The organism is Rhizobium acidisoli, from assembly GCF_002531755.2.
Taxonomy (GTDB): Bacteria; Pseudomonadota; Alphaproteobacteria; order Rhizobiales; family Rhizobiaceae; genus Rhizobium; species Rhizobium acidisoli.
This window is the reverse complement of record NZ_CP035002.1, coordinates 797,542-820,110: the sequence shown is the minus strand read 5'-3', so window position 1 is coordinate 820,110 and position 22,569 is coordinate 797,542. Positions and strand designations below refer to the sequence as shown.

The window sequence follows — 22,569 nt, the reverse complement described above, 5'->3', positions numbered from 1 at the left end:
CGATGACTGAATTAGGAATTTTTTCGCATGGCCGGACCCGGCCCATTGAGTGATCTGAGACTGAAGGATTATCGTGAGCCGGTTATCGAATTCATCTGTCGGCGATGTGACCGCCATGGCGCGATCGAGCGCAAGCTGTTGGTGAAAGCGTTCGGCGCCGGTGTGAGCTTCGCGGTCCTTCGCCGTCGGATGGCCATGGGCTGCGAGCGCATGCAAACGCCGGAAGGTGACAAATGCGGCGCGCACTTCCCATCTCTGGGGGACATAGATGGTCCTGATGGAAGCCAGTCATGACAAACGATGAAGGTCACGAGCGGCCGCGCAAGATCGTTCATGTCGACATGGATGCCTTTTACGCCTCGGTCGAACAGCGCGATAACCCGGAATTGCGCGGCAAGCCGATTGCCGTCGGTGGATCGGCCGCCCGCGGCGTGGTGGCGGCGGCGAGCTACGAGGCCCGTGCCTATGGTGTCCACTCGGCGATGCCGTCAGTGACCGCCAAGCGCAAATGTCCGGAGCTGATTTTCGTGCCGCCGCGCTTCGAAGTCTACAAGGCGGTGTCGCAGCAGATCCGCGACATCTTCACCGAATACACGCCGCTGATCGAACCACTCTCGCTCGACGAAGCCTATCTCGATGTCACGCACAATCTCAAGGGCATGGAGATCGCTACCGAGATCGCGATGGAGATCCGCGCCAGGATCAAGCAGGTCACCGGCCTCAACGCCTCGGCCGGGATTTCCTACAACAAGTTCCTCGCCAAGATGGCGAGCGACCTGAACAAGCCGAACGGCCAGGCCGTCATCACGCCGAAGAACGGGCCGTCCTTCGTCGAAGCGCTTCCCGTCAAGAAATTCCACGGCGTCGGCCCCGCCACGGCCGAAAAGATGCACCGGCTCGGGATCGATACCGGCGCCGACCTCAAGCAGAAGACGCTCGAGTTCCTGGTCGAGCATTTCGGGAAGTCCGGTCCGTATTTTTACGGCATCGCCCGCGGTATCGACGAACGCCAGGTAAAGCCGAACCGGGTGCGCAAATCCGTCGGCGCCGAAGATACGTTCTCCCAGGACCTCCATGCCTACGACCCGGCCCGCGAGGGGCTTCAGCCGCTGATCAAAAAGGTGTGGGGTTATTGCGAGGCCAATGGGATTGGCGCCAAGACGGTGACGCTCAAGGTCAAATATGCCGACTTCAACCAGATTACCCGCAGCAAGACGGTAGCGGCACCTCTGGCGGCGATCACCGACCTGGAGGAGATCGTCAGCTTGCTGCTGGCGCCGATCTTTCCGCCCCGAAAGGGCATTCGTCTGCTCGGCGTCACCCTGTCCTCGCTGGAACGGCGCGCCGCTTCAACGGAGCCGCAGTTGCGGTTGGCGCTTTAGACCGCCAGCATCGGCTGGGCAGATGCGCCCGCGTGGCGCTTGATCCGGAAGGTCCCGCTCGGCAGCGGCCGCAGGATTTCGTCTTCGGGGACGAGACCGTCAAGCCAGGCCATGCGTTGGTCCCTCGTCAGCACCGCCATCTGGCGGTCGTGGAATGGCGCGATATCGGCATTCGCCTCGATGGTCATGATGGCATAGGCTTCCGGCCAATCGTCGACCGCCGGCCGCCAGATCCCTGCGAAATAGAACCAGTCGCCATTGGCGAGCGAGAAGCTGAAGCTCTCATGACGAAACTCCGAGGCAGGGACGAGACAGCGGTGGTTCGGGAAGGTCCGTCCTTCCGATCGGACGACGTTGACGGCGCGCGGGCCGCCGTCGCGGGGACGAAGCCCCCATGGCAGCTCCACCATCTCCACATCGCCGTCATGGCGTCTTATGATGACGCGGCGCTCGTCGAGCGGCGCGTCGGACTGGAAAACCTTCGCGCTCATCATAGATAGAACATATCAGGAACGATTTTTCGAAGCAACCAACCTGTAATGGGGGACGCATGTGCAATGATTACCGGCTTATGGTGGATGCTGCTTCGATCGCGAAGGACTTCGCCGACCTGAAGATCAAGATCCGCTTTGGTGAAGGCATACCCAACCTCCAAGCGCGGGAGGATATCAAGATCACCGATCCCGGTCCCATCGTCAGGACGATCGATGGAGCCAACGATGAGGCCGAGCTCGTGCAGCGGCGCTGGAGCTGGCCCGGACCCAATAAGCGGCCGGTGTATAATTTCCGGTCGGAGGGTCGGGAGTTCGCCTCCAATCGCTGTCTCATCATTGCCGACGGCTTCTACGAGTTCACAGACCCAAAGGACCCGAAAAAGAAGCGCAAGGACAAGTGGCTATTCACGAAGAAGGACGAGCCGATCTTCTGCATCGCCGGCATCTGGCGCGAGACACCCGAGGTAGGCCAAGCCTTCACGATGCTGACGATGGAACCGGGGCCGGACATTGCGCCGTACCACGACCGTCAGATCGTCATCCTCGAGCGCGACGCATGGGCCGACTGGCTAGATCCGACCGTTTCGGCAAAGTCGTTGATCAGGCCGCTTACCGCGGGCACCCTCGCTGTGGAACAGGTTGGGTAATCCCCGGCGCGCAAAATTGACTCGCTCCAACGGTTTGTTTGAGGATGACGTGTTTTATCTGCGTGACATGCGGCACCCAGTTCAGCGAGAGCTCCGAACCGCCGGCCGCCTGCCCGATCTGCCAAGACGATCGCCAATTCGTGCCGAAAGCAGGCCAAGAGTGGACGGACAGTGCGGAATTGAGCCAGACGCACAGCGTCATCTGGAACGAGGAAGCGCGCGGCATTCACAGCCTGCAGATCTCTCCTCACTTCGGAATTGGTCAGCGTGCCTTTTTCATCGAAGGACCAGGTGGCAATATCCTGTGGGACTGTCTCAGCCTCATCGACGAAGCTAGCAAAGACCGGATTTCTGCCATGGGTGGGTTGAGCGTAATTGCAATCTCCCACCCCCATTTCTATTCATCGATGATCGAATGGAGCGAGGCCTACGGAGACGTGCCGATCCATATCCACGCCGATGACGGCGGATGGCTGCAACGATCTGGCGCGGCCCTAACGTGTTGGACCGGCGAGACGCTGCAGCTGGACCGGGCGACCATGGTCCGGTGTGGCGGCCATTTCGCGGGCAGCTCTGTGCTTCATTGCCCCTGGCTTGAAGGCGGACGCGGCGCACTCTTCGTCGGCGACACCATGCAGGTGACCATGGATCGCAACTGGGTCAGCTTCATGCGCAGCTACCCGAACCTCATCCCGCTCGACGCCCGAACAGTGAAAGGGATTTCGGACGCGGTGCTGCCATATCGTTTTGAAGCAATTTATGGTGCGTTCCCGGGCAGGACAATTGAAAGCAACGGCACCCGTGCCGTGGAGCGGTCTGTAGAGCGATATTTGACAGCCATTGAAGGCCGAGCGCCTTGAAGGGATACGAACTGCCGACCCGTGATTATTGCCCACCACGCCCCCCGTACGACCTTTGGGATGAATTCAAGAGGCTGTTGAGTTTGTGCTTGCATAATCAGCAAGCGTCTCTATATTTGCTAGCATGAACAGCAAGCAGAGAAAGACTCTCGCGGCGGTCTTCACGGACCCGGTCTCGGGAACCATTGAATGGGCCGCTATAGAGAATCTGCTTGTGGCTGCCGGAGCCGACCTCATTGAGGGGAACGGTTCCCGCGTTAAGTTTGAAAAAGACGGGATCATTGCGAGCTTCCATAGACCACATCCGGCCAAGGAAGCAAAGCGTTATCAGGTGCGCGATGCTCGCGAGTTCCTGATGCAGATTGGAGTAACGCCATGAACATCATGACCTACAACGGATATCACGCTCGCATCGAATTCGACGCTGAGGACGATGTGTTTTTCGGCAGGATTGCAGGTATCTCCGATGTAATCGGCTTTCACGGTGACAGTGTCGCTGAACTCAAGAAAGCCTTCCATGAGGCAGTCGATGACTACCTGGAGACCTGCAGGAAAATCGGCAAAGAGCCCCAGCGACCCTATTCTGGGAAGATGATGTTTCGTGTCGCTCCCGAAGTCCATCGCCGAGCAGCTCTTGCTGCTGAGCTTTCGGGAAAGAGTCTGAACCAGTGGGCAGAAGAGGTGCTGGAAGAGGCCGCCGACCATTATGCCGAGGCGCGCTTGCCGGCGTAGATCCCTTCACAGTACCGCCCATCGGCGTGTCCGATGAATTGGTGTTCCCGTCGATCCATTATGCGATCTTCTTGGCCTAAAACGCGAACTCTGTGGCAACAAGCCGATCGCTGCGCCGCGCCAGAACCGGCGACCGCGCTATCTCAGCGTCAGTGGCGTAAGGGGCGGTCGTGTCAACCGATCGACCACAGCGGCTTGCGTTCAGCTGCTGTCGGGTGCACGCAGTGGCCGACATTTACGCCGGCTCCGAGACCCCCTATAACCGATAGAAGCGCGCAGCGTTGTCGTGAAACAGTGCGAGGCGCTCGTCTGGAGAATAGCTGGCGGTGATGGATTTGAAACCGTCCATGATCTTGTCGTAGCTGCCGAACAGCTTGTCGACCGGGAAGTTCGAAGCGAACATGCACCTCTCGATGCCGAATGCTGCAATCGCCTCCTCGATATACGGCCTGATGCTTTCGACGGTCCAGGTCCAGTCTCCCATGCCAAGGCCGGAAATTTTGCATGCAACGTTGGGCGCCCGCGCGAGCACGCGCATTCCGTTTCGCCATCCCTCGAAATGGCTCGGGCCGTCAACCTGCATGCCCGTATGGTTCAGTATGATCTGCACATCGGGAAAGTCGCGGGCCAGATCGAGAAATTCTTCCATCTGCCAGTAGTAGACCTGGAGGTCGAAGCTGAGCTCCCTGCGAGCGAGCTCCTTGAAGCCTCGCCGCCATTCCGTTGTCCGGCTCACTCCGGGTGCCGTCAGGTAGGTCTTGGCGAGATCGTCGTGGAAGTTCATCGATTGCCGGATCCCGCGGAAATTCGCGTAGGACATGTGTTCGTCGAGGAGGTCGCCGACGTCGGGCTTGCGGAGGTCTGCATATCCGACGATGCCGTGGGGGAACCCGTGCTTGTCGGCCATGCCCTGCAGCCATCGCGTCTCGCCGGCCGGATCCTTCGGGTCGTATCCGACGTCGAGATGCACTGCCTTCACCAGGTTCTGATTCCTGGCGTCCGCCAGAAAGTCGCCGATGAGGTAAGTCTTGTTGATCGCGGTATAGTCGCCGAAGGCAGACGGTTTCACGCCATCCGACAGCCAGGGATAGTAGTTATTGTCGAGGTCCCAAAGATGAAAATGCGGATCGATGATCGGTAGGTCGTCCATAGATGCTCCTCGAAGACGATTTAGTTTAATGGACGCCGGCCACTGTGTCCGGCGTCCGACCGCACTTTAGTTGGCCGGCGGGAAGACGCGCGCGATGACGGCCTTCGCTTCAGGGCTTTCGACCTTGTCGGCGGTCACGAGCGGCATGACGAGAGCGAGATCCTTCTTCACCGGGGCACCGGAGATCGCGTTGAAGACCTGCTGCGTCCCATCGATTCCCTGTCCAACGGCTTCCTGGAAGAAGATGCCCTGGATCGCGTTCGACTTCAGCAGCGAGATCGTCGTCGGGCTGCCGTCGGCAACTGCAATCCCGACTTTGCCGGTAAGACCGCGGGTCTGCAGCACCTTAGCAGCGCCGGTGCCTGCCTCATCATACATGCCGTAAATGGCCTTGATATCAGGATGGGCCGTCAGCATGTCATTGGCCTGTGTGACCGCCTCGTTGACGGTAAGCCCCCTGGTCTCCAGCATCTGCGCCAGATCGCAGCCGCTCGACTTGAACGCCTCTTCGGCACCCTTCAGATATTTCTGGGCGTTCTCGCGGTCTTGCGGCAACGAGAGCATGCCGACCTGGTTGCCACCGCGCTCCTTGGCAAGCTTGCAGACGAACTCACCCTGCGCCTTGCCGGTCTGGTAATTGTTTGCCGTAACCGACGACGTGTAGTCGGTCTGGCCGGGCTGCGGGCCGATGCCGGCGAATGCGATCGGGATGTTCTGCGATTTCAGATATGCGAGGAGCGGTGGTGTGCTCGTCGAGCTGACGGGGCCGATTACGATGGCGTCGACGCCCTTGGTCACGGCGGTACGCGCGTTATCCATCTGCTTTGCGGGCGAGTTTTCCGAAGTGAACTCGACGTAGTCCATGCCGAGTTCCTTGGCCTTTTCCTTGACGCCGTAGCCGACCCACTGCCAGTAGGAGATGTCGAGCGATGGCGCCAGGTAGGCCACCGTTTTCTTCTCCCCGGCCTGGGCGGCCGCAGCAAGTGAAAGGGCCGCCATTGCGACGCCGGCAAACAGCCCAACTGCGCGTTTCGATTTTGTCATTTTCATTCCTCCTCCAAAGACCGGCTCGTGCCGGGTTGATGTCAGACGGCCCCCCGCCGCGACTTGCTGAAGCGGTCGATGAGGACCGCAATGAGAATGGCGACGCCGGTGACCGACCCCTGCCAGAAGCTGTTGATGCCTATGAGATTGACGCCGTTCTGGATGACCGTGATCATCAGGGCTCCCAGCACCGCGCCGATCGCGGTTCCTGTGCCGCCAAGCAGGCTTGCGCCGCCAATTACGACCGCCGCGATGGCCTGGAGCATCAGGCTGGACCCAGCCGTGGATTCCGCGTTCAGAATGTAGGAGATCGTCAGCAGGCCGGAGAACGATGCGAGCAGCGAAGACGCGACATAGGCCATGAACTTCGTGCGCTTAACCGGAATGCCGAGCAGATAGGCCGCCGTCGAACTGCTGCCGACAGCATAGAACCAGCGGCCGGCCACCATCTTCTTCAAGAAAAGCTCGATCGCGATCAGAAGGACCACGCAGAAGAGGATATAGTTCGGGACACCCGGTATCAAACTGCCGCTGTTGAGGAGCCAGAAATCCGGATCTCCGACTGGCATCGAGCGCCCGTTCGTGACGATGAAGGCGAGCGACCCGGCAACGGCAAAGGTGATGAGTGTCACGACGAACGGCGCCAAGCCGGCGATCGTGACGAGGAAGCCGTTGATCGATCCGAACAGAAGTCCAACTCCTAGACCGATCAAGCTTGCCGAGATCCCGCCAAATCCATTTGCCATCGCCTGCGCGGTCACCATGCCGGTCAAGGAGAAGACCGATCCGACGGACAGGTCGATACCGCCGGTGATGACGACAAGAAGGACGCCCAGTGACATGATGATAAGAGGCGCGCCTGCCTGCGTGATGTTGGCAAAGTTACCCCAGGTAAGGGCCTGAGGAACCTGCGAACCGACCGCAAGAGCCAGCAGTACGATGGCTAAAGCGATCGCGATCTCGGTCCTGTAGGCGCTAAAGAGGCTTTCCCTCTGTCTAATTTGGGTTGTCGGCGCCTCTGTCGGCGCGATTTGTACCTGGGTCTCGGTCATGCGGCCATTCCAGTCAAGCTGACAAGTTTCTCTTCACTGAAGACGTCCCGCTCCAGCATGCCGGCGCACCGTCCCTCGGTGTCGAAGGCGATGACGCGGTCGCAGACTTCCAGCAGTTCGACATTTTCAGTGGACCACCAAACGATCACTGTGCCCGAAGCGGCCATCTGTCTGATGAGCTGATAGATCTCACGCTTGGTTCCAATATCGACGCCTCTGGTCGGTTCCTCGAGGACCAGCAGCCGGGATGGTACGCCCAGCCAGCGAGCAAGCAGCAGCTTTTGCTGCGTGCCACCGCTCAGCGTGTTCGGCAGATCCCAGACCGAAGCCGCCTTGACCTTCAAAGCCTTCAGCAGATCGACGCATTCGGCCCCTTCTGAGCGGCCAGTGAGAAGCGAGCCTCTCGTCACGCGGCGGGATGCCAGGACGTTGTCGATGATCGGAAGGCTGTGAAGAACTCCCTTGTGTGCCCGATCGCCGGTCACGAATCCGGCGCCCAGACGGGCGGCCATGCGGGGCGATCGAAGATGGTCCGGCCATCCGGCCCGCGCTACCGTCCACCGCTTCTTTCGGGCGGCGCCTGTCAGCCCTTCGATGAGTGCCGCTGGTCCAGCCGGTGCGCCCGCAACACCGAGAACGGTGCCCGGCAGCAGTTCCAGCCTGAAACCGGCATCCTCGATGGTGATTATGTCCGTCGCAGAGCCGACGTCCCTCCTGTATTCAGGCAGCGGTGCTGCCCCCTCCGGCGCATGGGAAGTCGCCACCTGTCCCATCTTTTCGATGATGCCGGCGTCCGTCAGCTCTTCCATCGACTGGCGGTCGACCACTGTGCGGCCGTCGCGGATGATCGTGCAGACGTTCGCGATCTGCCTGATCTCCTTCATTCTGTGCGAGACGAACACAACCGACAGGCCGGTATCCCGGGTCAGCCGCCTCAGGACCACGAACAGTCTCTCCGTCTCAAGAGCTGTCAGATTGGCAGTCGGCTCGTCGAGGAGGATCAATTCCGCACCCGATGAAAGAGCCCTGGCAATTTCAACCATCTGACCTTCGTGGAGGCTGAGGCTTCCAACCAGCCTGTGCAAAGACCTCGCGGCAAAGTCCTGATCGATCATCCTCAACGCACCGTAGGCCTGTCCCGCTGCGGCCGCACGCCGAAACAAGCCCGCACCTCTCCTTTGATGCGGCAGGGCAATGTTTTCGGCGACGGTTAAATGCGGCAGGAGCGCAAGTTCCTGGTGCACGACGGCAACCTTCGCCCTGCCCTCGGCCTCGCTCCGTTCGCTGCCCTCGCTGTCGAAGAAGCGGATCTCTCCATCGTTCTTCGAGGCCGCACCGGTGATGATCTTGATCATCGTCGACTTGCCGGCCCCGTTACCGCCAAGCAGCGCATGAACCTCCCCTCGAGCAACGGAGAAATCGACGCCTCTGAGGACCGAGGTCGCACCGTAGGACTTTGTAAGTCCTCGGACGTTGATGACATTCGTTGACGTTTCACTCATCGAACGCTCCTCAGTAGATCGTCAGCGCGGGCACGAAGCTGACCGCAAGGAGGAGGAGCATGGCCATGCCGAAATACGGCCAGAGCTCGTTGGTCGTCGTCCCGAGCGGGGCCTTCGCAATCGACGAGGAGATGAACAGGGTCGTGCCAATCGGCGGCGTGTAGAGCCCGATCCCGAGGTTGATCACCATCATCAGGCCAAGCTGGACCCGGTCGAGGCCGATGGAATCGGCCAGAGGAACGAAGATCGGCCCGAGCAGGAGGATCGCCGGCGGCATGTCGAGCGGCATGCCGACCACCAGCATGATCAGGTTCATCATGAGAATGATGACGATCGGGCTGGAGATGTGCGTCGAGACCCATTCGGCCATGTGCTGCGGAGCCTGATCGAACGTCAGCACCCAGCCTACCGCCGCGCTGCCCATGATCACGAGCATGACGACGCCCGTCGCGACGCCCGCCTCCACCATGTTCTCGCAGAAGCGTTTCCAGGTCAGGTCACGGTAGAAGAGGATGCTGAGCAGCAGCGAGTAGACGACCGACAGGACCGAGACCTCTGTCGGCGTCGCCAGGCCGGATCGCAAAAAGATAATGATCAGGATCGGCAGCAGGATTGCCGGGAAACTTTGCAGTGCCAGCCGCGCCAGCTCGCGCTTGCGGATCTTCACGGCCTCAATGGCATACCCTCGCCTTACTGACACGTACCAGCAGACGAACACGAAGCTCGCCGCCATGATCAGCCCCGGAACAATGCCGGAGATGAACAAGTCGCCAACGCTGACGCCGCTGATCAAAGCGTAGAGGATCATCGGGATCGAAGGCGGGATGAGGACGTCGATGACAGCGGAGGTCGCGTTGTTGGCAGCGCAGAGCGCCGGTGGGAACCCATGCTTCTTCTGCCAGGGGATGAGAACGGAGCCGAGCGCACTCGCATTCGCCACCGCCGAGCCGGATACGCCGCCAAAGACGACGGAGGATACGACCGTGGTCGAAAGCGGCCCGCCCCGCCACCGCTGCATCGCGCGAGACGCGAGCTCCAGGAGCTGACGCCCAAGTTCGCCACCCAGCATTAGCGTGCCGGCAAGCATGAAGAACGGGAGCGCCAGCATCGGAAAGGACTGGGTCTGGTCGTAGACCTGCTGGGCGACGACCGAGAGCGGGACGTAACCGTTGAACAGGACGCCTAGGCCGGCTGCGATGATCAGCGCATAGCCGACGGGAACGGCGAGGACCATCAAGATGCAAAAGGACACGATCATGACAAGTGTCATAGCGCGATCTCCTCGGGCTTGATCTCGAGCCGGTGATCCCAGCCCAGCCGGAGAACACGGGCGGATGCAGCGATGGTGACGATGGACACGAGTACCGCGCCGATCGACAGCGAATAGTAGCCGATGCTGTTTGGAAGCTGCAGAACGGGGCTCCGTTCAGCGCCGGCGATCTCGGCCACCACGGTCGCCTGATACGCCAGCACCACAAATGCGGCGACGCTGATCGCGTTCGCTACGATCAGGGCCGTCGTGCGAGCGCCCCCGTCAAGCTTTTCGTAGAGCCATTCGACGGCCATATGCCCACCCGCATGGGCCGCGATGATGATCCCGGCGATGATGAACCAGGGGAACATCAACATCGGCAGCTCCTGGGCGAACGACAGTCCCCCGCTCGCCGAAGCATATCGGGCAACGACATTGGCCGTGGTGACCACCGTCAGCGCGATGCCACTGACGATGATGACCAAACGCGCAAAGATAACGATGATGCCGGCGACCAGATCGACGGCTGAATAGAACCTGCTCATGGGGCCTCCGGATTGTGGGTAGAGCGTTAGCCTCTCGTAGCCGCTTCCACCTGGGTGACAAAATCGCCGAAAGGCTTCTTCTTCCAGCTGTCCGCGACGGACGCGGTCGCCTTGACGAAAGCGTCGTGGTCCACTTCCACGACCTCGACGGCGGAGTTCTTCTTGAAGTTCTCGAGCACCTCAGCGGTCTTTTCGCTCGAGAGCTTCCGCTGCAGATCTCCTGCCTCCTTGGCCGCAGCCTTGACCGCCTCTAAATCAGACCCCAAGCGGGCCTGAGCCATCTTCGACATCAGGAACGGTGTGGATTCCCACTTGTGGGCGGTCAGGCTGATGTACTTGTTGACCTCGTGAAGCTTCGAGCTTTCGATATTGGCGAGCGGATTCTCCTGCCCATCGACAACGCCCTGCTGCAGGGCGATGTAGAGCTCGCCGAAGGCGATCTGTTCGGTGCCTGCTCCCAATGCCTGGAAAATGTCGATGGTCATGGGATCGGCCGGTGTTCTGATTTTCATGCCCGCCAGGTCGGCAGGCGAAATCACTTTCCGCTTCGAGTTCGTCAGGTGCCGGATGCCGTTGTCCCACCAGTCCAGGGGAACGACGCCCACCGCCTCGAACCGCTTGTTGAGTTCGGTCCCGACCGGGCCATTGAGCACGGCCATCGCCTTGCCGGTGTCCTCGAACAGGAAGGGTAGGCCGAGCGCGCTGAGCTCCGGTACGATCGCGGATGTGGCGCCCTGGCTGTTGGCCGTGAAATCAAGTGCGCCCGTCCTGAGGCTGGTGAGCATCGCGGAGTCGCTGCCAAGCGTCTCGGCGCCTGCGACGTTGATCTGGATACGACCTTCGGTCTTCTGCTTGACGAGTTCCGCGAATTTAGCGGCAGCGACGGTTCTGGGATTGCCGGGCGCGGCGCCATGGCCAAGGGTCAAGGTCGTGGCGGCAGCGCTGGCGGACCGGCTTGAAAGCACGATTGCCGGGGCCGCGAGCGCAGCAGTGGCGGTCGCCAGGAAATATCTTCTGTTAATCTGCAAGCTCATTTCATCCTCCATCACAAGCTTGTTTAAGCGGCCGACATCTCTCCTCAACCGGCCGAGGTCGTCAGGTCGAGAGCCAGGTCTTGACCGCCTCCGTCACCTTCAGGGTCGATAGCCCGTATTGGTCATGAAGCGTCGGCAAGGCGCCCGCCTCCAGGAACTGGTCGGGCAGGCCGATCTGGCGAAAGGCCGGCGGTGCGACGCCGGCACGCATAAGCGTTCCGGCGACTGCCTCTCCAAGGCCGCCGATGACCGTGTGGTTCTCCGCCACGACCACCAGCCTTCCGCCCTTGCGGCACTCGGCGACGATCGTCGCCTCGTCGAGCGGCTTTATGGTCGGGACGTGCAGGACGGCAGCGTCGACGCCGTCGTTTCGAAGCTGCTTGGCAGCCTCGAGCGCGCGCATCGTCATCAGCCCCGACGAGATGATGAGAGTGTCGTTGCCGTCACGAAGGAGCTTGGCCTTGCCGAGTTCGAACTTGTAGCCGTATTCCTCCAGAACCAGCGGAACGTTGCCGCGCAGCAGGCGCATGTAGACCGGGCCCTTATGGGCGGCGATCGCCGGAACCGCCTGCTCGATCTCGCTCGCGTCGCATGGATCGACGATTGTCAGGTTCGGCATGCCGCGGAACATTGCGAGATCTTCCGTCGCCTGATGGCTCGGCCCATATCCCGTCGTCAGGCCCGGAAGGGCGCAGACGACCTTCACATCAAGCATCTCCTCGGCAATCGCCAGGCAGATGAAGTCGTAGGCCCGCCGGGAGGCGAAGACGGCATATGTCGTCACCCAAGGCTGAAAGCCTTCGCGCGCCATGCCCGCGGCAGACATCATCAGCAACTGTTCCGCCATCCCCATCTGGTAGAAGCGGTCGGGATGGGCAGCGCGGAACACATGAAGGTCGGTATATTTTGCAAGGTCGGCGGACATGCCGACAATGCGCTCGTCATTCCGCGCCAGAATGGCAAGCGCGTTGCCGAAGGGTGCCGGTCTCGTCGGCTGATCGGGACCGGCGATCGATGCGATCATCGCCGACGTCGTCAGGCGGGGCTTGTCGATGCCGCTTTCAAGATGGGCAGGCCGGATGTACTTCGAGCGCCTCATGCTTGCACTCCCGCATCGATGATCCTGAGGGCCTCGGCCCATTCGTGGGGTTCGACGCGCAGGAAGTGGTTTCGATCGCGCGCCTCGAGGAAGGGGACGCCCTTCGCCATCTTCGTGTCGCATATGATGACGCGAGGCGCCGCCTCGGCGTGATGACGAGCGGCATCGAACGCCTTAACGAGCGCATCGATGTCGTTGCCATCGACACGTTGGACGAACCAGCCGAAGGCTTCGAACTTGGGGCCGAGCGGTTCGAAATTGAGCACGCCGATCGACGGGCCGTCAGCCTGCATCTGATTGACGTCGACGATGCCAATCAGATTGTCGAGCTTGTAGGAGCCTGCCGACATCGCGGCCTCCCAGGTCGAACCTTCATCGAGTTCGCCGTCGGAAAACAGATTATAGACAAAGGAAGAGGACTTCTTCCGCTTCAGCGCCAAGGCCATGCCGACAGCAATGCCTAGTCCGTGTCCGAGCGACCCGCCGGTGATTTCCATGCCGGGCGTGTAGGCGGCCATGCCTGACATCGGCAGCCGGCTGTCATCCGTGCCGTAGGTTTCCAGCTCGTCCTCGGGCATGATCTTGGCTTCGATCAGAGCTGCGTAAAGCGCGATCGCATAGTGGCCGATCGACAACAGGAACCTGTCGCGGCCTTCCCAGTCGGGATCTTCCGGCCGGTAGTTCGTGGCGTGGAAGTAGGATACGGCAAGGACGTCGGCGACGCCGAGCGCCTGGGCGATATAACCCTGCCCCTGCACTTCGCCCATACGCAGCGCGTGACGGCGGATGCGCCGGGCGCGCTCTGTCAGGCTGATGTTGTGGCCAATCTGGCTCATGTCGGTCTCTCTCCGGATTGAACCTCAGTGGATCAGCATGCCGCCGTTGACGTCGATGACCGCGCCGGTGACGTAGGCCGACAGATCCGAGGCAAGGAACAGGTAAATATTCGCGACGTCGGCGGCCTCTCCGAGCCGGCTCAGGGGGATGCCCTTGATGATGTCGGCGCGCATCTCATCGGTGAGTTTGCCACCGGTGATATCCGTCTGGATGAGGCCAGGCGTGACGGAGTTGACGCGAATGCCGGCTGGACCGAATTCGCGGGCCATCGCTTTGGCGAGGCCGAGCACCCCTGCCTTGGCTGCGGAGTAATGAGGTCCGCCGAAGATGCCGCCGCCCCGCTGCGCCGACACCGAGGACATGCAGGCAATCGATCCGCCACCATTGTCGCGCATGTATGGGATGAAGGCCTGGCTGAGGAAGAGCACGCCGGTCATGTTGACCGCGACGATCCGCTGCCAGTCGGACGCGGTGATATCGAGCGTGCCGACCGGCTGGGTGATGCCGGCATTGTTGACGAGCGCGTTCACCGAACCGAACGAGGCGATGACGTTGGATGCGGCATCCGCGCAGGATGCCTTGTCGGCGACGTCGCAGCGCAATCCCACGTGGCTACCGGCCTTGACGCTCGGCAGTGCCTCGGCGGCCTCCGCAGCGGCGTCGGCATCTATATCGAGGATGGCGACGCGAGCGCCATGCTCGGCGAAAAGCCGGGCCGTCGCACGGCCGATGCCGCGCCTGCTCGCCGCGCCCGAAATGACCGCGGTCTTCCCATTCAGTAGCATGTAATCTCCTCCCGATGCTTCCCAGCATCTGGCAAATCTTTGACAAGTCAGTTGGCTGGCGGGGTCGAAACTGACCGAGTTGACGCCGTTCGACAAACGCGAAGTTTACAACGGTGGGTGAATCTGGTTCACTAATCCGATGTTACAAATGGCGTCACTCTCCGCGGTCCGCATCTTTGAAGCCGCAGCCAGGCTGGCATCTTTCCGCGCTGCAGCCGAGGAGCTGCACCTGTCCCCGAGCGCCGTAAGTCACGCCATTGCGAAGCTCGAAAAGGACCTTGGAACCTCTTTGTTTGAGCGAAGCACCCGCAAGGTAACATTGACGCTAGCGGGTCAGACTTTGTTGGGCCACGCGTCAAACGCTTTCGAAGAGCTACGTCGTGGTGTTGAGACAATCACATCCAACAAGGCTCATCTGCTCCGAGTCCATTGCGCCCCGAGCTACGCCGCGCAGGTGCTCTCGGCACGTCTTCCCGACTTCCTGGGCAAGAACGAGGGGGTTGAGGTCCGGGTGGCCGCAAGCACAAATTATGCGCGTTTCGTTGACGGCCTCTTCGATGTCGACATCGTCTACGGCGAACCATCGAACAGAGAAGATTTGATCGTCGTGCCGCTCGGAGAAGAGATCATTTCTCCGCTGTGTTCTCCAAAGATGGCTGAAAGACTGAAAAACCCGCGCGATCTCGCGCATCTTCCCCTCATCCGCAGCGACCTGAAAAGGATCCAATGGATCGACTGGTTCGAACTCAACAATCTCGGACCTCCACCCCTCCCCGCCATGAGCTTCGACCGTAGCTTTCTCGCTGTCGACGCCGCGGCAAACGGGCTGGGAGTGGCGCTAGAGTCCAACACTCTGGCAAGGCGCGAACTGGACAGCGGGCGTCTGGTTCGCCCGTTCAGCAACAGCCGCGACAACCGCTACATCGGCCACTACCTCGCTTATCCAAAAGCCGGCAGCCAGCGGCGGCTATCGAAGATTTTCGCCGATTGGCTGACGTCGCAGGATTTCTGACAATGTGTTTATCTCGCCGCGCTCGCCGAATTTGAACGGGCGCTGATTGTTGAGCTAACAAAAGCCGGATTGGAAGTCGCTCGTGCGCGTGGCCGAAACGGTGGCGCGCCGTTATGACAACCGCGAAACTGCGCCTCGCCCAAGGGGCGATGGGAAAGCCGGAACGAAAGTGGCAGACCTTGGTGCTGAAGTCGGCACAAGCGCGGAATCTGAGTCATGCGGGGTAGTGAGCCTTGTCATGGCCGCGCTCGGGACCTTGCGCAATGGGCAATGGCCCCGCTCTCAGACAGAGCGGGTGCGGGCTACCGAGAGGCCGCCCAAGCATCCACGTATGCTCCGACCAACGCCACTTGATCTAAGACGTAGGCCGGGAAGCGAAGTCGATTTGCCATGCGGCCCTGGCGTCGTTCAGCTAAGTATTCGGTTGCGGGATTGCCAGGCCGTCCACCAGAGTAGCGATGGCTGCGTCCAGCGGCGCCGATCCGACCTTTTCTGGCACCAGAAGTCCATCGATCGCGAGCAAAGTGATGCCGTGAATGAGCGCCCATGCGGCGGTTGCCTGCCCCCTGACTGGCCGCTTGCGAATGGTCCCAGCAGCCTGACCGCGTCCAAGCATGTCCAGCACTACGTCGAATACAGCGAGCGCCCTTTGATCGAGATGCATCCCTACGGCCCGCCCCTCCTCCGGGCTGAACATCAGGCGATATAAGGCCGGGTTGTCGGTTCCGAACGCGACATATGCCAGAGATATCGGAGTGATTTCCTCGAGCAGAGATCGGGGGGCTTGGGGTTTCGCCTCCACCAGCGCCTCGCGCAGTCGATCGAAACCAATCATGGCGAGTTCGACCAGAAGGGCAGTCCGATCCGGAAAGTGCTTGTAGGGCGCAGCGTGGCTGACGCCGGCCCGGCGGGCGACTTCCCGCAGTGTGAACTGCCAGTCCTTCTCTGTCCGAAGCATGTCCAGAGCAGTTTCAATAATCGCACGGCGGAGATCACCGTGATGATAAGGGCGGTGGGGTGTAGCCTGCATGGTACCTCGAAGTTTCTCATAGAAACATTGTTGACACTGGTAACATTGCGCTCTATATAGATCTCAATGTTTCTTTTGTCTACATCGGATTGCACCATGAACGCCATAGCAAAAATCACAGACGCCGATCATATGGACGGCCTTCTCGCTCGCCAACGCGCCGCGTTCCTGCGCGATGGAGCCCCATCACGCGCTCATCGTCGCGCCGATCTCGCTAAACTGAAGCAGGCGCTGATCGCTCACCGCGCGGCTCTTGAGGCGGCCGTCGCGTCGGACTCTGGGCATCGTGCTCGGCACGAGACGGCGATCATGGAGGTCCTCGGTGTAGTCAGTGGCATCGATTATCTAAGCAAAAACTTGCGCCGCTTTATGCTGCCTGAGCGCCGTCATGTCTCGCTCCTGATGCAATTCGGCCGGGCCTGGATCGAGTATCAGCCCGTTGGCGTCGTGGGCGTGATCTCGCCTTGGAACTACCCCATCCACCTGTCACTGATGCCGCTGGTTACCGCGATCGCTGCGGGGAACCGCGTCATGCTTAAGCCAGTCCAAGCTCACACCGGCGACCAATGACGTGCTCGCGTCTGTGCTTGGCGAACTCTTCCCTGACGAACAGGTTGCTCTTGTCAACGGAGACGGTTCTGCATTCTCTGCACTGCCATTCGATCACCTTGTCTTCACTGGTAGCACCGCCGTAGGGCGCGCGGTGATGAAGGCGGCGAGCGAAAACCTCGTTCCCGTTACGCTCGAACTTGGCGGCAAGTCTCCGACCATTGTCGCCAAGGGCAGCGTGCAGGACCGATATTTGTCCGACATCGTCTGGGGGAAGCTCCTCAGCGGCGGGCAGACCTGCATCGCTCCCGACTACGCCTTGGTGCATGAATCTGAAATCAACGCGTTCGTTGACAGCTATGACAGGCTGGTCAAGGCCGCCTACCCCGACGGCCCAAGCTGGTCGAGCGCATCCTGAACGTCCTGCTCCGGTGAAGATTCAACTTTGCAGGGGCGAACAAGCACGACCTGGTGTCAGCTCCTTCGAAATATCCATGCAATTGAAAGGAAAACAAATGCAAAATATTGCTAACGCGGAAACGCAAACATCCCTCGTAGGAAAATTGAATGGTGCCGCAGCGAAGCGGGCCTTGATCACCGGTGCGTCCAGTGGCATGGGTCTCGAATATGCAGAACTCTTGGCAGCGCAGAAGGTGAATCTCGTGCTTGCCGCCCGGCGCAGGGAGCCGATGGAAAAGCTCGCCATAGAGCTTCGACAGAAATATGGTGTCGAGATCGTTGTCGAACCAATCGATCTTGCGGTCCCTGGCGCTGCCGCTCGCTTGAAGAGCAGTCTGGACGACAAGTCGCTGCAGATCGATATTCTGGTGAACAATGCCGGCTATGGGTTGCACGGGGACTTTTTAGACACCTCACTGGAGCGCACGACCGCTATGATACAGCTCAACATCACCGCGGTAACGGAGCTGAGCTTTATCTTTGGGCAGGATATGGCAACCCGCGGGTCTGGACAGATACTCCTTATTGCAAGCATTCTGGCATTCCAGCCCGTTCCTGGGTTTGCCGCTTATGCCGCTACGAAGTCTTACGTCCTGTCCTTTGGTGAAGCGCTGCACGACGAGCTGCGCCCTCGCGGCGTAACTGTCACCTGCCTTTGCCCGGGCCACACCGAAACAGGATTCGATTCGGCCGCTAGCGCCCCTGTCTCGCGCATGCTGCGTATTCTGACGATGAAGCCCCGTCCTGTCGCCCAAAGCGGTCTTCGCGCGCTGTCACAAGGCAAGGCCTCCGTACTTGCAGGGTTCATGAACAAGATCATCATCTTTTCAAATCGCCTGACACCGCGTTCGATGCAGCGAGCCGTCATGAAAAGCGTTACGGGGGGATGAACCGCAGTCGGCCGGCGACCGACGCGTCCGTGCCGGTCTGTTGATCTTGGCGGCCGGTCTGCATTCGGGTAGGCCGGCCTCCGGATGGCGACGGCGAACGCCGCCCGAACCACCATACCGTATCTGTGCCCGTTAATGTTCGGGGTCAAGATTCCTTGAACTCCAGCCAGGCCAAAGGTCGTGTCGAGCGGATGAACCGGACACTGCTTCAAGCGTCTTAGTCAAAACTTTTCCGGTCGGCATTTCGGCACACTGGTCGACCGCATTCTGAATGACATGTTGCGCTAACACCGAGAGTTTCGGGTATAATGCTGGCTCTCTTCGCAAACCTATATGACGACCGTGGCAGTTAGCCTGCAAAGCAGGCGGGCCATATTTGAATTCAGCCGCGAACTTCCGGGATATGCCCCGCAGCGGCTTACAAGGAGTAGGAAATGACGAACCCGATCTTAGTCACCGGTGCCGCCGGCGCCGTCGGTCACGCCGTGTGCGATCACTTGGTGAAACGCGGATGTAAGGTAAGGGCGATGGTCCGCAAGGCCGATGAGCGATCAGCCAGGCTGGCGGAACGAGGCGTCGAGATCGCGGTTGGCGATCTTCTCGATCTGCATGCCGCCCATCGCGCGATTGAAGGCTGCGACCGGGTATACTTTGGAATGAGCGTATCGCCGTCGTATCTTGAGGCAACGATCAACTTGGCCGCCGTGGCGAAACATCACAAGGTCGATGCATTCGTGAACATCTCCCAAATGACGGTGTCGCAGATGGGTATCACGTCGACCACTGACAGCCCGCAGCAAAAGCTGCACTGGCTTGCGGAGCAGGCGCTGAATTGGTCCGGATTGCCCGTTGTGCATATCCGTCCAACAGCTTTCCTCGATACCTTCTTTCTTCGCTTGTCCATGCAGTCGATCCGTCAGCATCAGCAAATTCGGCTTCCCTTCGGCGATGGTAAGATTTCGCCGATCGCAAGCGACGATGTCGCGAGGGTCATTGCCACGGTGTTGGAGGCGCCGGCCGACCACATCGGCAAGATCTATGAACTGACCGGTGCGCGATCACAGGACATGATCGACATTGCCGAGGAGTTCTCAAAAGCGCTTGGTCAAACGATCAGCTATGTGGACGTGCCTTGGGAACCCTGGCGCAAGGCGTTGGAGGACAGCGGCATGCTGACCCCGCATGTGCTCGCTCATCTCGCCACGATGGCGCTCCTCATCCAGCAAAACCGCTATGATCGGCTGACCCAGGACGTGGGACGGGTCTCCAAAACGCCGCCGCTCGGCGTTCGGGAGTTTGTCCACCAGCACGCCCAAGCATATCGCGCAGAACGTGATGGCAGTAGCGCGTTCATTGAAAGGAAAACAGATGCAACGCACAGCTAATGCGAGAACACAAATCTCCGTTGTGGAAAAGTTGGGCGTCGCGCCGGGAAAACAGGCCTTGATCACAGGCGCATCAAAAGCGGCCTTGGGCTTGAAGTTGCCGAACTGGCTGGCGGCGCAGAAGGTCAATCTCGTGCTCGCAGCGCGGCGGGCGGAGCCGATGGAAAAGCTCGCCTCTGATCTTCGCCGGAAATATGGCGTCGATATCCACATCGAACCGATCGAAAATCTCGCGCGTAAGTAAATCATGTCGCTCCTACAACCTGCGCCAAGCGCGTACGGATTGACCAGCTGAACAGCCGACCGACAGGCCTAAACCGGTTAAACTTCGCTTATTGGAATCCAGCGCCCGTCCGAAAGGGCCTTACGATGGGATGCCTCTCTTCCCTACTCAGCCGACCGGCCACAGGAAATTTCCTTCTACAGTCGTGGATAGGACCAAAGCCTGACCCGGGAACTCTCACCCGAAGGCTGCGTTTTGTGGCTGAAGCCATTTTTACGGAGTTGCCAAAATGAAAACGTTATTGATCGCGACCATGTTGGGGCTGGCATCTATCTTCACATCAGCAAGCCCAAGTTTGGCCGATAGCGTAACGGTAACGATTGGTGATCGTCACGGGAGTTCATGGGATCGATACCATGATCGTCGCGATTGGCGCCGTTCCCATGGGCGTGATTACTACCGCCACGGACCCCGCTGTCGTGTGAAGGTAGTTCGGCACCGTTACCACCATCGCTGGATCTACACCAAAAAGCGCGTCTGCCGCTGGTAGCATGCTTCGCACAACTCGGCTCCAGCCTCTAGGTTGGCATCCGACTTTTCGAGGGCGATTGTGATGAATCATCAAAGCATACTCGATTTCGACCGACCGCCTTCGCCTCATAGAGCGCACTATCGGCTTTCGAATAAAGGATGTCGAAAGAACTATCCATTTCGTTTCGCCACGCAACGCCGATCGAGACGGTAATCTGGAATGTGCCCGCTGTTGATAAAACATGCCGGCGCTCGATCTCGAGCCTGATCTGCTCGCACGTTTCATGCACCGCCTCTGGCGCCATGCCCGGCAACAGGATCATGAACTCTTCGCCGCCGACGCGGGCGAGCGTGGCGTTCAGGGACGGGTCAGCTTCGATGACCGCCTGGATGGACTGCGTCAACATTTTGAGAGCGGCATCGCCGGCCGAGTGCCCGTAGGTATCATTGACACGCTTGAAGTGGTCGACGTCCAGGACCGCAAGCGCGAGCCTAGGAGAAGCGGCATTCCGTGCGTCGAACAACCGGTGGCCAATCGTGAAGGCGTGGCGGCGATTGAATGCTCCCGTGAGTTCGTCAGTGACCGCCAGCAGATGTAGTCTGTCCTGGATGGTCTTTAGGTCTGTTATGTCTTGGAGGAGAAGTTGCACGACCGGGTTGCCCTCCCAAGGCAGCGCGCCCGCGATGAGTTTGATGGTCCGCGTTGGGCCCCCGTTAGTTCTGACCTCGGCCTCGGTCGGCTCCACGCTAATTCTGCCGTGAAAGGCTTCCTCCATCTGCTTGGCAGCCTCTTCGACATGGGTCGCCAGAAAGTCCAAGAAATGTCGTCCCACCACTTCATTTTGCCGGACCTGCAGAAGGCGCGCGGCCTCCTGGTTCCCAAAAATGATGCCCTGTTTGGTATGGATGAGAAAGCCCATGGGCATCAGGTCGAGCATCATACCCATCCTCTCTTGCGTGTCCACAAGCGTCTGCTTCGTGAGTTGGGCTGCTTCGAGCGCTTCGTCGTCATCTAAGAACATAGCTGGTCCTTCACACGAGCACGTTCCCGCCCCATCGCCTCACACGCTCGGCACAAACAAGGAGTATCGGACGAGAATTATGAAAACATAGATAACCTCATCAGAAACGACGCTTGAAAGTGGGACATCAGATCTCAGCTCGCCTGATGCCTCTCGTCGTATCGTAGACGGACTGGGTCGGCTCCAGTCCCAACTGGTTGTACCAGCATCGCGCTGTCCGCCATTACCGGCATGACAGGCTACTTCACAGGCGTGTCCAGGCACGATTGGCGGCCTCGTCATCATCCCGGAAGTGAGTGGCGACATCAGGTGATCATCCCAATCATTGCGGTATCGGTGATCGCCAAGTGACTTCACACATTCATTAACGCGAGCCGCGTCATCATGGCCTTTCGCGGGTTTTCCTCGCGGCGGCGATCAGGCGGCGTGTGGTCGAAAAAGAATCGCAGTAACGTTAGGTTTACACCAACCGCGGGCGGGTCCACAGCGGATGGATTTTCGCATAGGCTTATTTTCATGAGGAGCGAGAAATGAAACGATCAGCATGCTGCTCATGCGGCCAGCTTTCAATCGCCGCCGAAACAGATCCCGTCAAGATTTCCGCCTGCCATTGCCGCGCGTGCCAACGTCGCACAGGCAGCGCGTTCGGAGTGGCGGTGTTCTTCAATAGGGAGGAAGTTAAAACGTCCGGAGAGTCGACCAGCTATATCCGCTCCGGTGACAGCGGACAATCGATCGAGTTCCACTTCTGCCCTGCATGCGGATCGACGGTTTTCTGGATGCCGGAATTCAGGAAGGAACTGATCGCCGTCGCCCTCGGGTGCTTCACCGAACCGTCCACTCTAGTTCCTGCGCAAGGGGTTTACGAGGAAAGCCGCCTCGGGTGGGTTTCATTAGAGTTCGACTAAGAGATCCGCCGTGGGCATTGCCGTCACCCCGTGACGATGCTTCCCATTCCCACCGCCCGACTCCGCCCGCGCCCGTTGGTGGTTTGCTCACCGGCGAAAATCCGCATCGATCAACGTCGCCGTATCGCACGGGCGAGTTTACCCG

At 59.9% G+C, this 22,569-nt stretch carries 23 protein-coding genes and 3 pseudogenes; 13 read left to right on the top strand and 13 right to left on the bottom strand.

Annotation, left to right across the window (positions count from 1 at the left end; genetic code table 11):
• Nucleotides 1-27: 27 nt before the first annotated feature.
• Together CO657_RS36425 and dinB are read left to right on the top strand one after the other, a co-directional pair.
• Complete coding sequence (locus CO657_RS36425) at nucleotides 28-294, top strand: hypothetical protein (protein ID WP_082366377.1); 267 nt, start codon at nucleotides 28-30, stop codon at nucleotides 292-294.
• Nucleotides 291-1,382 carry a DNA polymerase IV gene (gene dinB / locus CO657_RS36420; protein ID WP_054185822.1) on the top strand — a complete coding sequence of 364 codons (1,092 nt, stop codon included), beginning with the start codon at nucleotides 291-293 and terminating at the stop codon, nucleotides 1,380-1,382. The genes CO657_RS36425 and dinB overlap by 4 nt, the downstream gene beginning before the upstream one ends.
• Here dinB and CO657_RS36415 read toward each other — a convergent pair.
• Complete coding sequence (locus CO657_RS36415) at nucleotides 1,379-1,876, bottom strand: SOS response-associated peptidase family protein (RefSeq protein ID WP_054185823.1); 498 nt, start codon at nucleotides 1,874-1,876, stop codon at nucleotides 1,379-1,381. The genes dinB and CO657_RS36415 overlap by 4 nt on opposite strands.
• Nucleotides 1,877-1,932: 56 nt before the next feature.
• Between CO657_RS36415 and CO657_RS36410 the strand changes: the two genes are divergently transcribed.
• The 4 genes from CO657_RS36410 (at nucleotide 1,933) to CO657_RS36395 (ending at nucleotide 4,115) form a co-directional block, all read left to right on the top strand.
• Nucleotides 1,933-2,523, top strand: a complete 591-nt coding sequence (locus CO657_RS36410; protein ID WP_054185824.1) for an SOS response-associated peptidase — start codon at nucleotides 1,933-1,935, stop codon at nucleotides 2,521-2,523.
• A 44-nt stretch (nucleotides 2,524-2,567) separates the two neighbouring features.
• The gene (locus CO657_RS36405) at nucleotides 2,568-3,383 is read left to right on the top strand and encodes an MBL fold metallo-hydrolase (RefSeq protein ID WP_054185825.1); all 816 of its coding nucleotides are present in this window, start codon (nucleotides 2,568-2,570) and stop codon (nucleotides 3,381-3,383) included.
• Nucleotides 3,384-3,507: 124 nt separating this feature from the next.
• On the top strand, nucleotides 3,508-3,762 hold the full coding sequence (locus CO657_RS36400) for a type II toxin-antitoxin system HicA family toxin (RefSeq protein WP_054185826.1): 255 nt from the start codon (nucleotides 3,508-3,510) through the stop codon (nucleotides 3,760-3,762).
• Complete coding sequence (locus CO657_RS36395) at nucleotides 3,759-4,115, top strand: type II toxin-antitoxin system HicB family antitoxin (RefSeq protein WP_054185827.1); 357 nt, start codon at nucleotides 3,759-3,761, stop codon at nucleotides 4,113-4,115. Before CO657_RS36400 ends, CO657_RS36395 begins: the two co-directional genes overlap by 4 nt.
• Before the next feature lie 256 nt (nucleotides 4,116-4,371).
• Here CO657_RS36395 and CO657_RS36390 read toward each other — a convergent pair whose 3' ends face one another.
• From CO657_RS36390 to CO657_RS36345, 10 genes are all read right to left on the bottom strand, one after another.
• Nucleotides 4,372-5,265 carry an amidohydrolase family protein gene (locus CO657_RS36390; RefSeq protein WP_054185828.1) on the bottom strand — a complete coding sequence of 298 codons (894 nt, stop codon included), beginning with the start codon at nucleotides 5,263-5,265 and terminating at the stop codon, nucleotides 4,372-4,374.
• Between the two features lie 66 nt (nucleotides 5,266-5,331).
• The gene (locus CO657_RS36385; RefSeq protein ID WP_054185850.1) at nucleotides 5,332-6,309 is read right to left on the bottom strand and encodes a substrate-binding domain-containing protein; all 978 of its coding nucleotides are present in this window, start codon (nucleotides 6,307-6,309) and stop codon (nucleotides 5,332-5,334) included.
• A 41-nt stretch (nucleotides 6,310-6,350) separates the two neighbouring features.
• Nucleotides 6,351-7,361 carry an ABC transporter permease gene (locus CO657_RS36380; protein WP_054185829.1) on the bottom strand — a complete coding sequence of 337 codons (1,011 nt, stop codon included), beginning with the start codon at nucleotides 7,359-7,361 and terminating at the stop codon, nucleotides 6,351-6,353.
• Entirely contained in the window at nucleotides 7,358-8,863 is a 1,506-nt protein-coding gene (locus CO657_RS36375; RefSeq protein ID WP_054185830.1) for an ATP-binding cassette domain-containing protein, read from the bottom strand. Before CO657_RS36375 ends, CO657_RS36380 begins: the two co-directional genes overlap by 4 nt.
• A gap of 10 nt (nucleotides 8,864-8,873) precedes the next feature.
• The gene (locus tag CO657_RS36370; RefSeq protein ID WP_054185831.1) at nucleotides 8,874-10,133 is read right to left on the bottom strand and encodes a TRAP transporter large permease subunit; all 1,260 of its coding nucleotides are present in this window, start codon (nucleotides 10,131-10,133) and stop codon (nucleotides 8,874-8,876) included.
• Nucleotides 10,130-10,660 (bottom strand): TRAP transporter small permease, encoded by a 531-nt coding sequence (locus CO657_RS36365; RefSeq protein WP_054185832.1) that lies wholly within the window; start codon nucleotides 10,658-10,660, stop codon nucleotides 10,130-10,132. The genes CO657_RS36370 and CO657_RS36365 overlap by 4 nt, the downstream gene beginning before the upstream one ends.
• A 26-nt stretch (nucleotides 10,661-10,686) precedes the next feature.
• Nucleotides 10,687-11,694, bottom strand: a complete 1,008-nt coding sequence (locus tag CO657_RS36360) for a TRAP transporter substrate-binding protein (protein ID WP_054185851.1) — start codon at nucleotides 11,692-11,694, stop codon at nucleotides 10,687-10,689.
• Nucleotides 11,695-11,755: 61 nt separating this feature from the next.
• A complete protein-coding gene (locus tag CO657_RS36355; protein WP_054185833.1) occupies nucleotides 11,756-12,793 on the bottom strand; it encodes a transketolase family protein in 1,038 nt (345 codons plus the stop codon).
• Nucleotides 12,790-13,629 carry a transketolase gene (locus CO657_RS36350; RefSeq protein WP_054185834.1) on the bottom strand — a complete coding sequence of 280 codons (840 nt, stop codon included), beginning with the start codon at nucleotides 13,627-13,629 and terminating at the stop codon, nucleotides 12,790-12,792. Before CO657_RS36350 ends, CO657_RS36355 begins: the two co-directional genes overlap by 4 nt.
• A gap of 24 nt (nucleotides 13,630-13,653) precedes the next feature.
• On the bottom strand, nucleotides 13,654-14,415 hold the full coding sequence (locus CO657_RS36345; RefSeq protein WP_054185835.1) for an SDR family NAD(P)-dependent oxidoreductase: 762 nt from the start codon (nucleotides 14,413-14,415) through the stop codon (nucleotides 13,654-13,656).
• Nucleotides 14,416-14,554: 139 nt separating this feature from the next.
• On the opposite strand from CO657_RS36345, the gene CO657_RS36340 reads away from it, so the two are divergent.
• Nucleotides 14,555-15,427 carry a LysR substrate-binding domain-containing protein gene (locus CO657_RS36340; protein WP_054185836.1) on the top strand — a complete coding sequence of 291 codons (873 nt, stop codon included), beginning with the start codon at nucleotides 14,555-14,557 and terminating at the stop codon, nucleotides 15,425-15,427.
• Nucleotides 15,428-15,442: 15 nt separating this feature from the next.
• A pseudogene (locus CO657_RS38025) lies at nucleotides 15,443-15,591 on the top strand (recombinase family protein); the annotation flags it as partial.
• Nucleotides 15,592-15,839: 248 nt separating this feature from the next.
• On the opposite strand, the gene CO657_RS36330 reads toward CO657_RS38025, so the two are convergent.
• Nucleotides 15,840-16,457, bottom strand: coding sequence for a TetR/AcrR family transcriptional regulator (locus tag CO657_RS36330; protein WP_054185837.1), 618 nt, complete (start codon nucleotides 16,455-16,457; stop codon nucleotides 15,840-15,842).
• A 96-nt stretch (nucleotides 16,458-16,553) separates the two neighbouring features.
• On the opposite strand from CO657_RS36330, the pseudogene CO657_RS36325 reads away from it, so the two are divergent.
• The 4 genes and pseudogenes from CO657_RS36325 to CO657_RS36310 form a co-directional block, all read left to right on the top strand.
• Nucleotides 16,554-17,406 (top strand): annotated as a pseudogene (locus CO657_RS36325) (aldehyde dehydrogenase family protein); the annotation flags it as partial.
• A 115-nt stretch (nucleotides 17,407-17,521) separates the two neighbouring features.
• Nucleotides 17,522-18,355 (top strand): SDR family NAD(P)-dependent oxidoreductase, encoded by an 834-nt coding sequence (locus CO657_RS36320; RefSeq protein WP_054185838.1) that lies wholly within the window; start codon nucleotides 17,522-17,524, stop codon nucleotides 18,353-18,355.
• A 434-nt stretch (nucleotides 18,356-18,789) separates the two neighbouring features.
• Nucleotides 18,790-19,740, top strand: coding sequence for an NmrA family NAD(P)-binding protein (locus CO657_RS36315; RefSeq protein ID WP_054185839.1), 951 nt, complete (start codon nucleotides 18,790-18,792; stop codon nucleotides 19,738-19,740).
• A pseudogene (locus CO657_RS36310) lies at nucleotides 19,724-19,966 on the top strand (SDR family NAD(P)-dependent oxidoreductase); the annotation flags it as partial. The gene CO657_RS36315 and the pseudogene CO657_RS36310, both read left to right, overlap by 17 nt.
• A 575-nt stretch (nucleotides 19,967-20,541) precedes the next feature.
• Here the strand turns inward: CO657_RS36310 and CO657_RS36305 are convergent.
• Nucleotides 20,542-21,516 carry a sensor domain-containing diguanylate cyclase gene (locus tag CO657_RS36305; protein ID WP_054185841.1) on the bottom strand — a complete coding sequence of 325 codons (975 nt, stop codon included), beginning with the start codon at nucleotides 21,514-21,516 and terminating at the stop codon, nucleotides 20,542-20,544.
• A 530-nt stretch (nucleotides 21,517-22,046) separates the two neighbouring features.
• Between CO657_RS36305 and CO657_RS36300 the strand changes: the two genes are divergently transcribed.
• Nucleotides 22,047-22,424: a GFA family protein gene (locus tag CO657_RS36300; RefSeq protein WP_054185842.1), complete on the top strand. Its 378-nt coding sequence runs from the start codon at nucleotides 22,047-22,049 to the stop codon at nucleotides 22,422-22,424.
• Nucleotides 22,425-22,569 lie beyond the last annotated feature (145 nt).

Bases quoted from the DNA above. Each gene is read 5' to 3' on its own strand.
- CO657_RS36405 (WP_054185825.1), top strand. From the start codon at position 2,568: ATGACGTGTTTTATCTGCGTGACATGCGGCACCCAGTTCAGCGAGAGC.
- CO657_RS36315 (WP_054185839.1), top strand. From the start codon at position 18,790: ATGACGAACCCGATCTTAGTCACCGGTGCCGCCGGCGCCGTCGGTCAC.
- CO657_RS36300 (WP_054185842.1), top strand. From the start codon at position 22,047: ATGAAACGATCAGCATGCTGCTCATGCGGCCAGCTTTCAATCGCCGCC.
- CO657_RS36415 (WP_054185823.1), bottom strand. From the start codon at position 1,876: ATGATGAGCGCGAAGGTTTTCCAGTCCGACGCGCCGCTCGACGAGCGC.
- CO657_RS36375 (WP_054185830.1), bottom strand. From the start codon at position 8,863: ATGAGTGAAACGTCAACGAATGTCATCAACGTCCGAGGACTTACAAAG.
- CO657_RS36320 (WP_054185838.1), top strand. From the start codon at position 17,522: ATGCAAAATATTGCTAACGCGGAAACGCAAACATCCCTCGTAGGAAAA.
- CO657_RS36305 (WP_054185841.1), bottom strand. From the start codon at position 21,516: ATGTTCTTAGATGACGACGAAGCGCTCGAAGCAGCCCAACTCACGAAG.
- CO657_RS36340 (WP_054185836.1), top strand. From the start codon at position 14,555: ATGTTACAAATGGCGTCACTCTCCGCGGTCCGCATCTTTGAAGCCGCA.
- CO657_RS36390 (WP_054185828.1), bottom strand. From the start codon at position 5,265: ATGGACGACCTACCGATCATCGATCCGCATTTTCATCTTTGGGACCTC.
- CO657_RS36360 (WP_054185851.1), bottom strand. From the start codon at position 11,694: ATGAGCTTGCAGATTAACAGAAGATATTTCCTGGCGACCGCCACTGCT.
- CO657_RS36330 (WP_054185837.1), bottom strand. From the start codon at position 16,457: ATGCAGGCTACACCCCACCGCCCTTATCATCACGGTGATCTCCGCCGT.
- CO657_RS36410 (WP_054185824.1), top strand. From the start codon at position 1,933: ATGTGCAATGATTACCGGCTTATGGTGGATGCTGCTTCGATCGCGAAG.
- CO657_RS36385 (WP_054185850.1), bottom strand. From the start codon at position 6,309: ATGACAAAATCGAAACGCGCAGTTGGGCTGTTTGCCGGCGTCGCAATG.
- CO657_RS36365 (WP_054185832.1), bottom strand. From the start codon at position 10,660: ATGAGCAGGTTCTATTCAGCCGTCGATCTGGTCGCCGGCATCATCGTT.
- CO657_RS36355 (WP_054185833.1), bottom strand. From the start codon at position 12,793: ATGAGGCGCTCGAAGTACATCCGGCCTGCCCATCTTGAAAGCGGCATC.
- CO657_RS36395 (WP_054185827.1), top strand. From the start codon at position 3,759: ATGAACATCATGACCTACAACGGATATCACGCTCGCATCGAATTCGAC.
- dinB (WP_054185822.1), top strand. From the start codon at position 291: ATGACAAACGATGAAGGTCACGAGCGGCCGCGCAAGATCGTTCATGTC.
- CO657_RS36425 (WP_082366377.1), top strand. From the start codon at position 28: ATGGCCGGACCCGGCCCATTGAGTGATCTGAGACTGAAGGATTATCGT.
- CO657_RS36380 (WP_054185829.1), bottom strand. From the start codon at position 7,361: ATGACCGAGACCCAGGTACAAATCGCGCCGACAGAGGCGCCGACAACC.
- CO657_RS36400 (WP_054185826.1), top strand. From the start codon at position 3,508: ATGAACAGCAAGCAGAGAAAGACTCTCGCGGCGGTCTTCACGGACCCG.
- CO657_RS36370 (WP_054185831.1), bottom strand. From the start codon at position 10,133: ATGACACTTGTCATGATCGTGTCCTTTTGCATCTTGATGGTCCTCGCC.
- CO657_RS36350 (WP_054185834.1), bottom strand. From the start codon at position 13,629: ATGAGCCAGATTGGCCACAACATCAGCCTGACAGAGCGCGCCCGGCGC.
- CO657_RS36345 (WP_054185835.1), bottom strand. From the start codon at position 14,415: ATGCTACTGAATGGGAAGACCGCGGTCATTTCGGGCGCGGCGAGCAGG.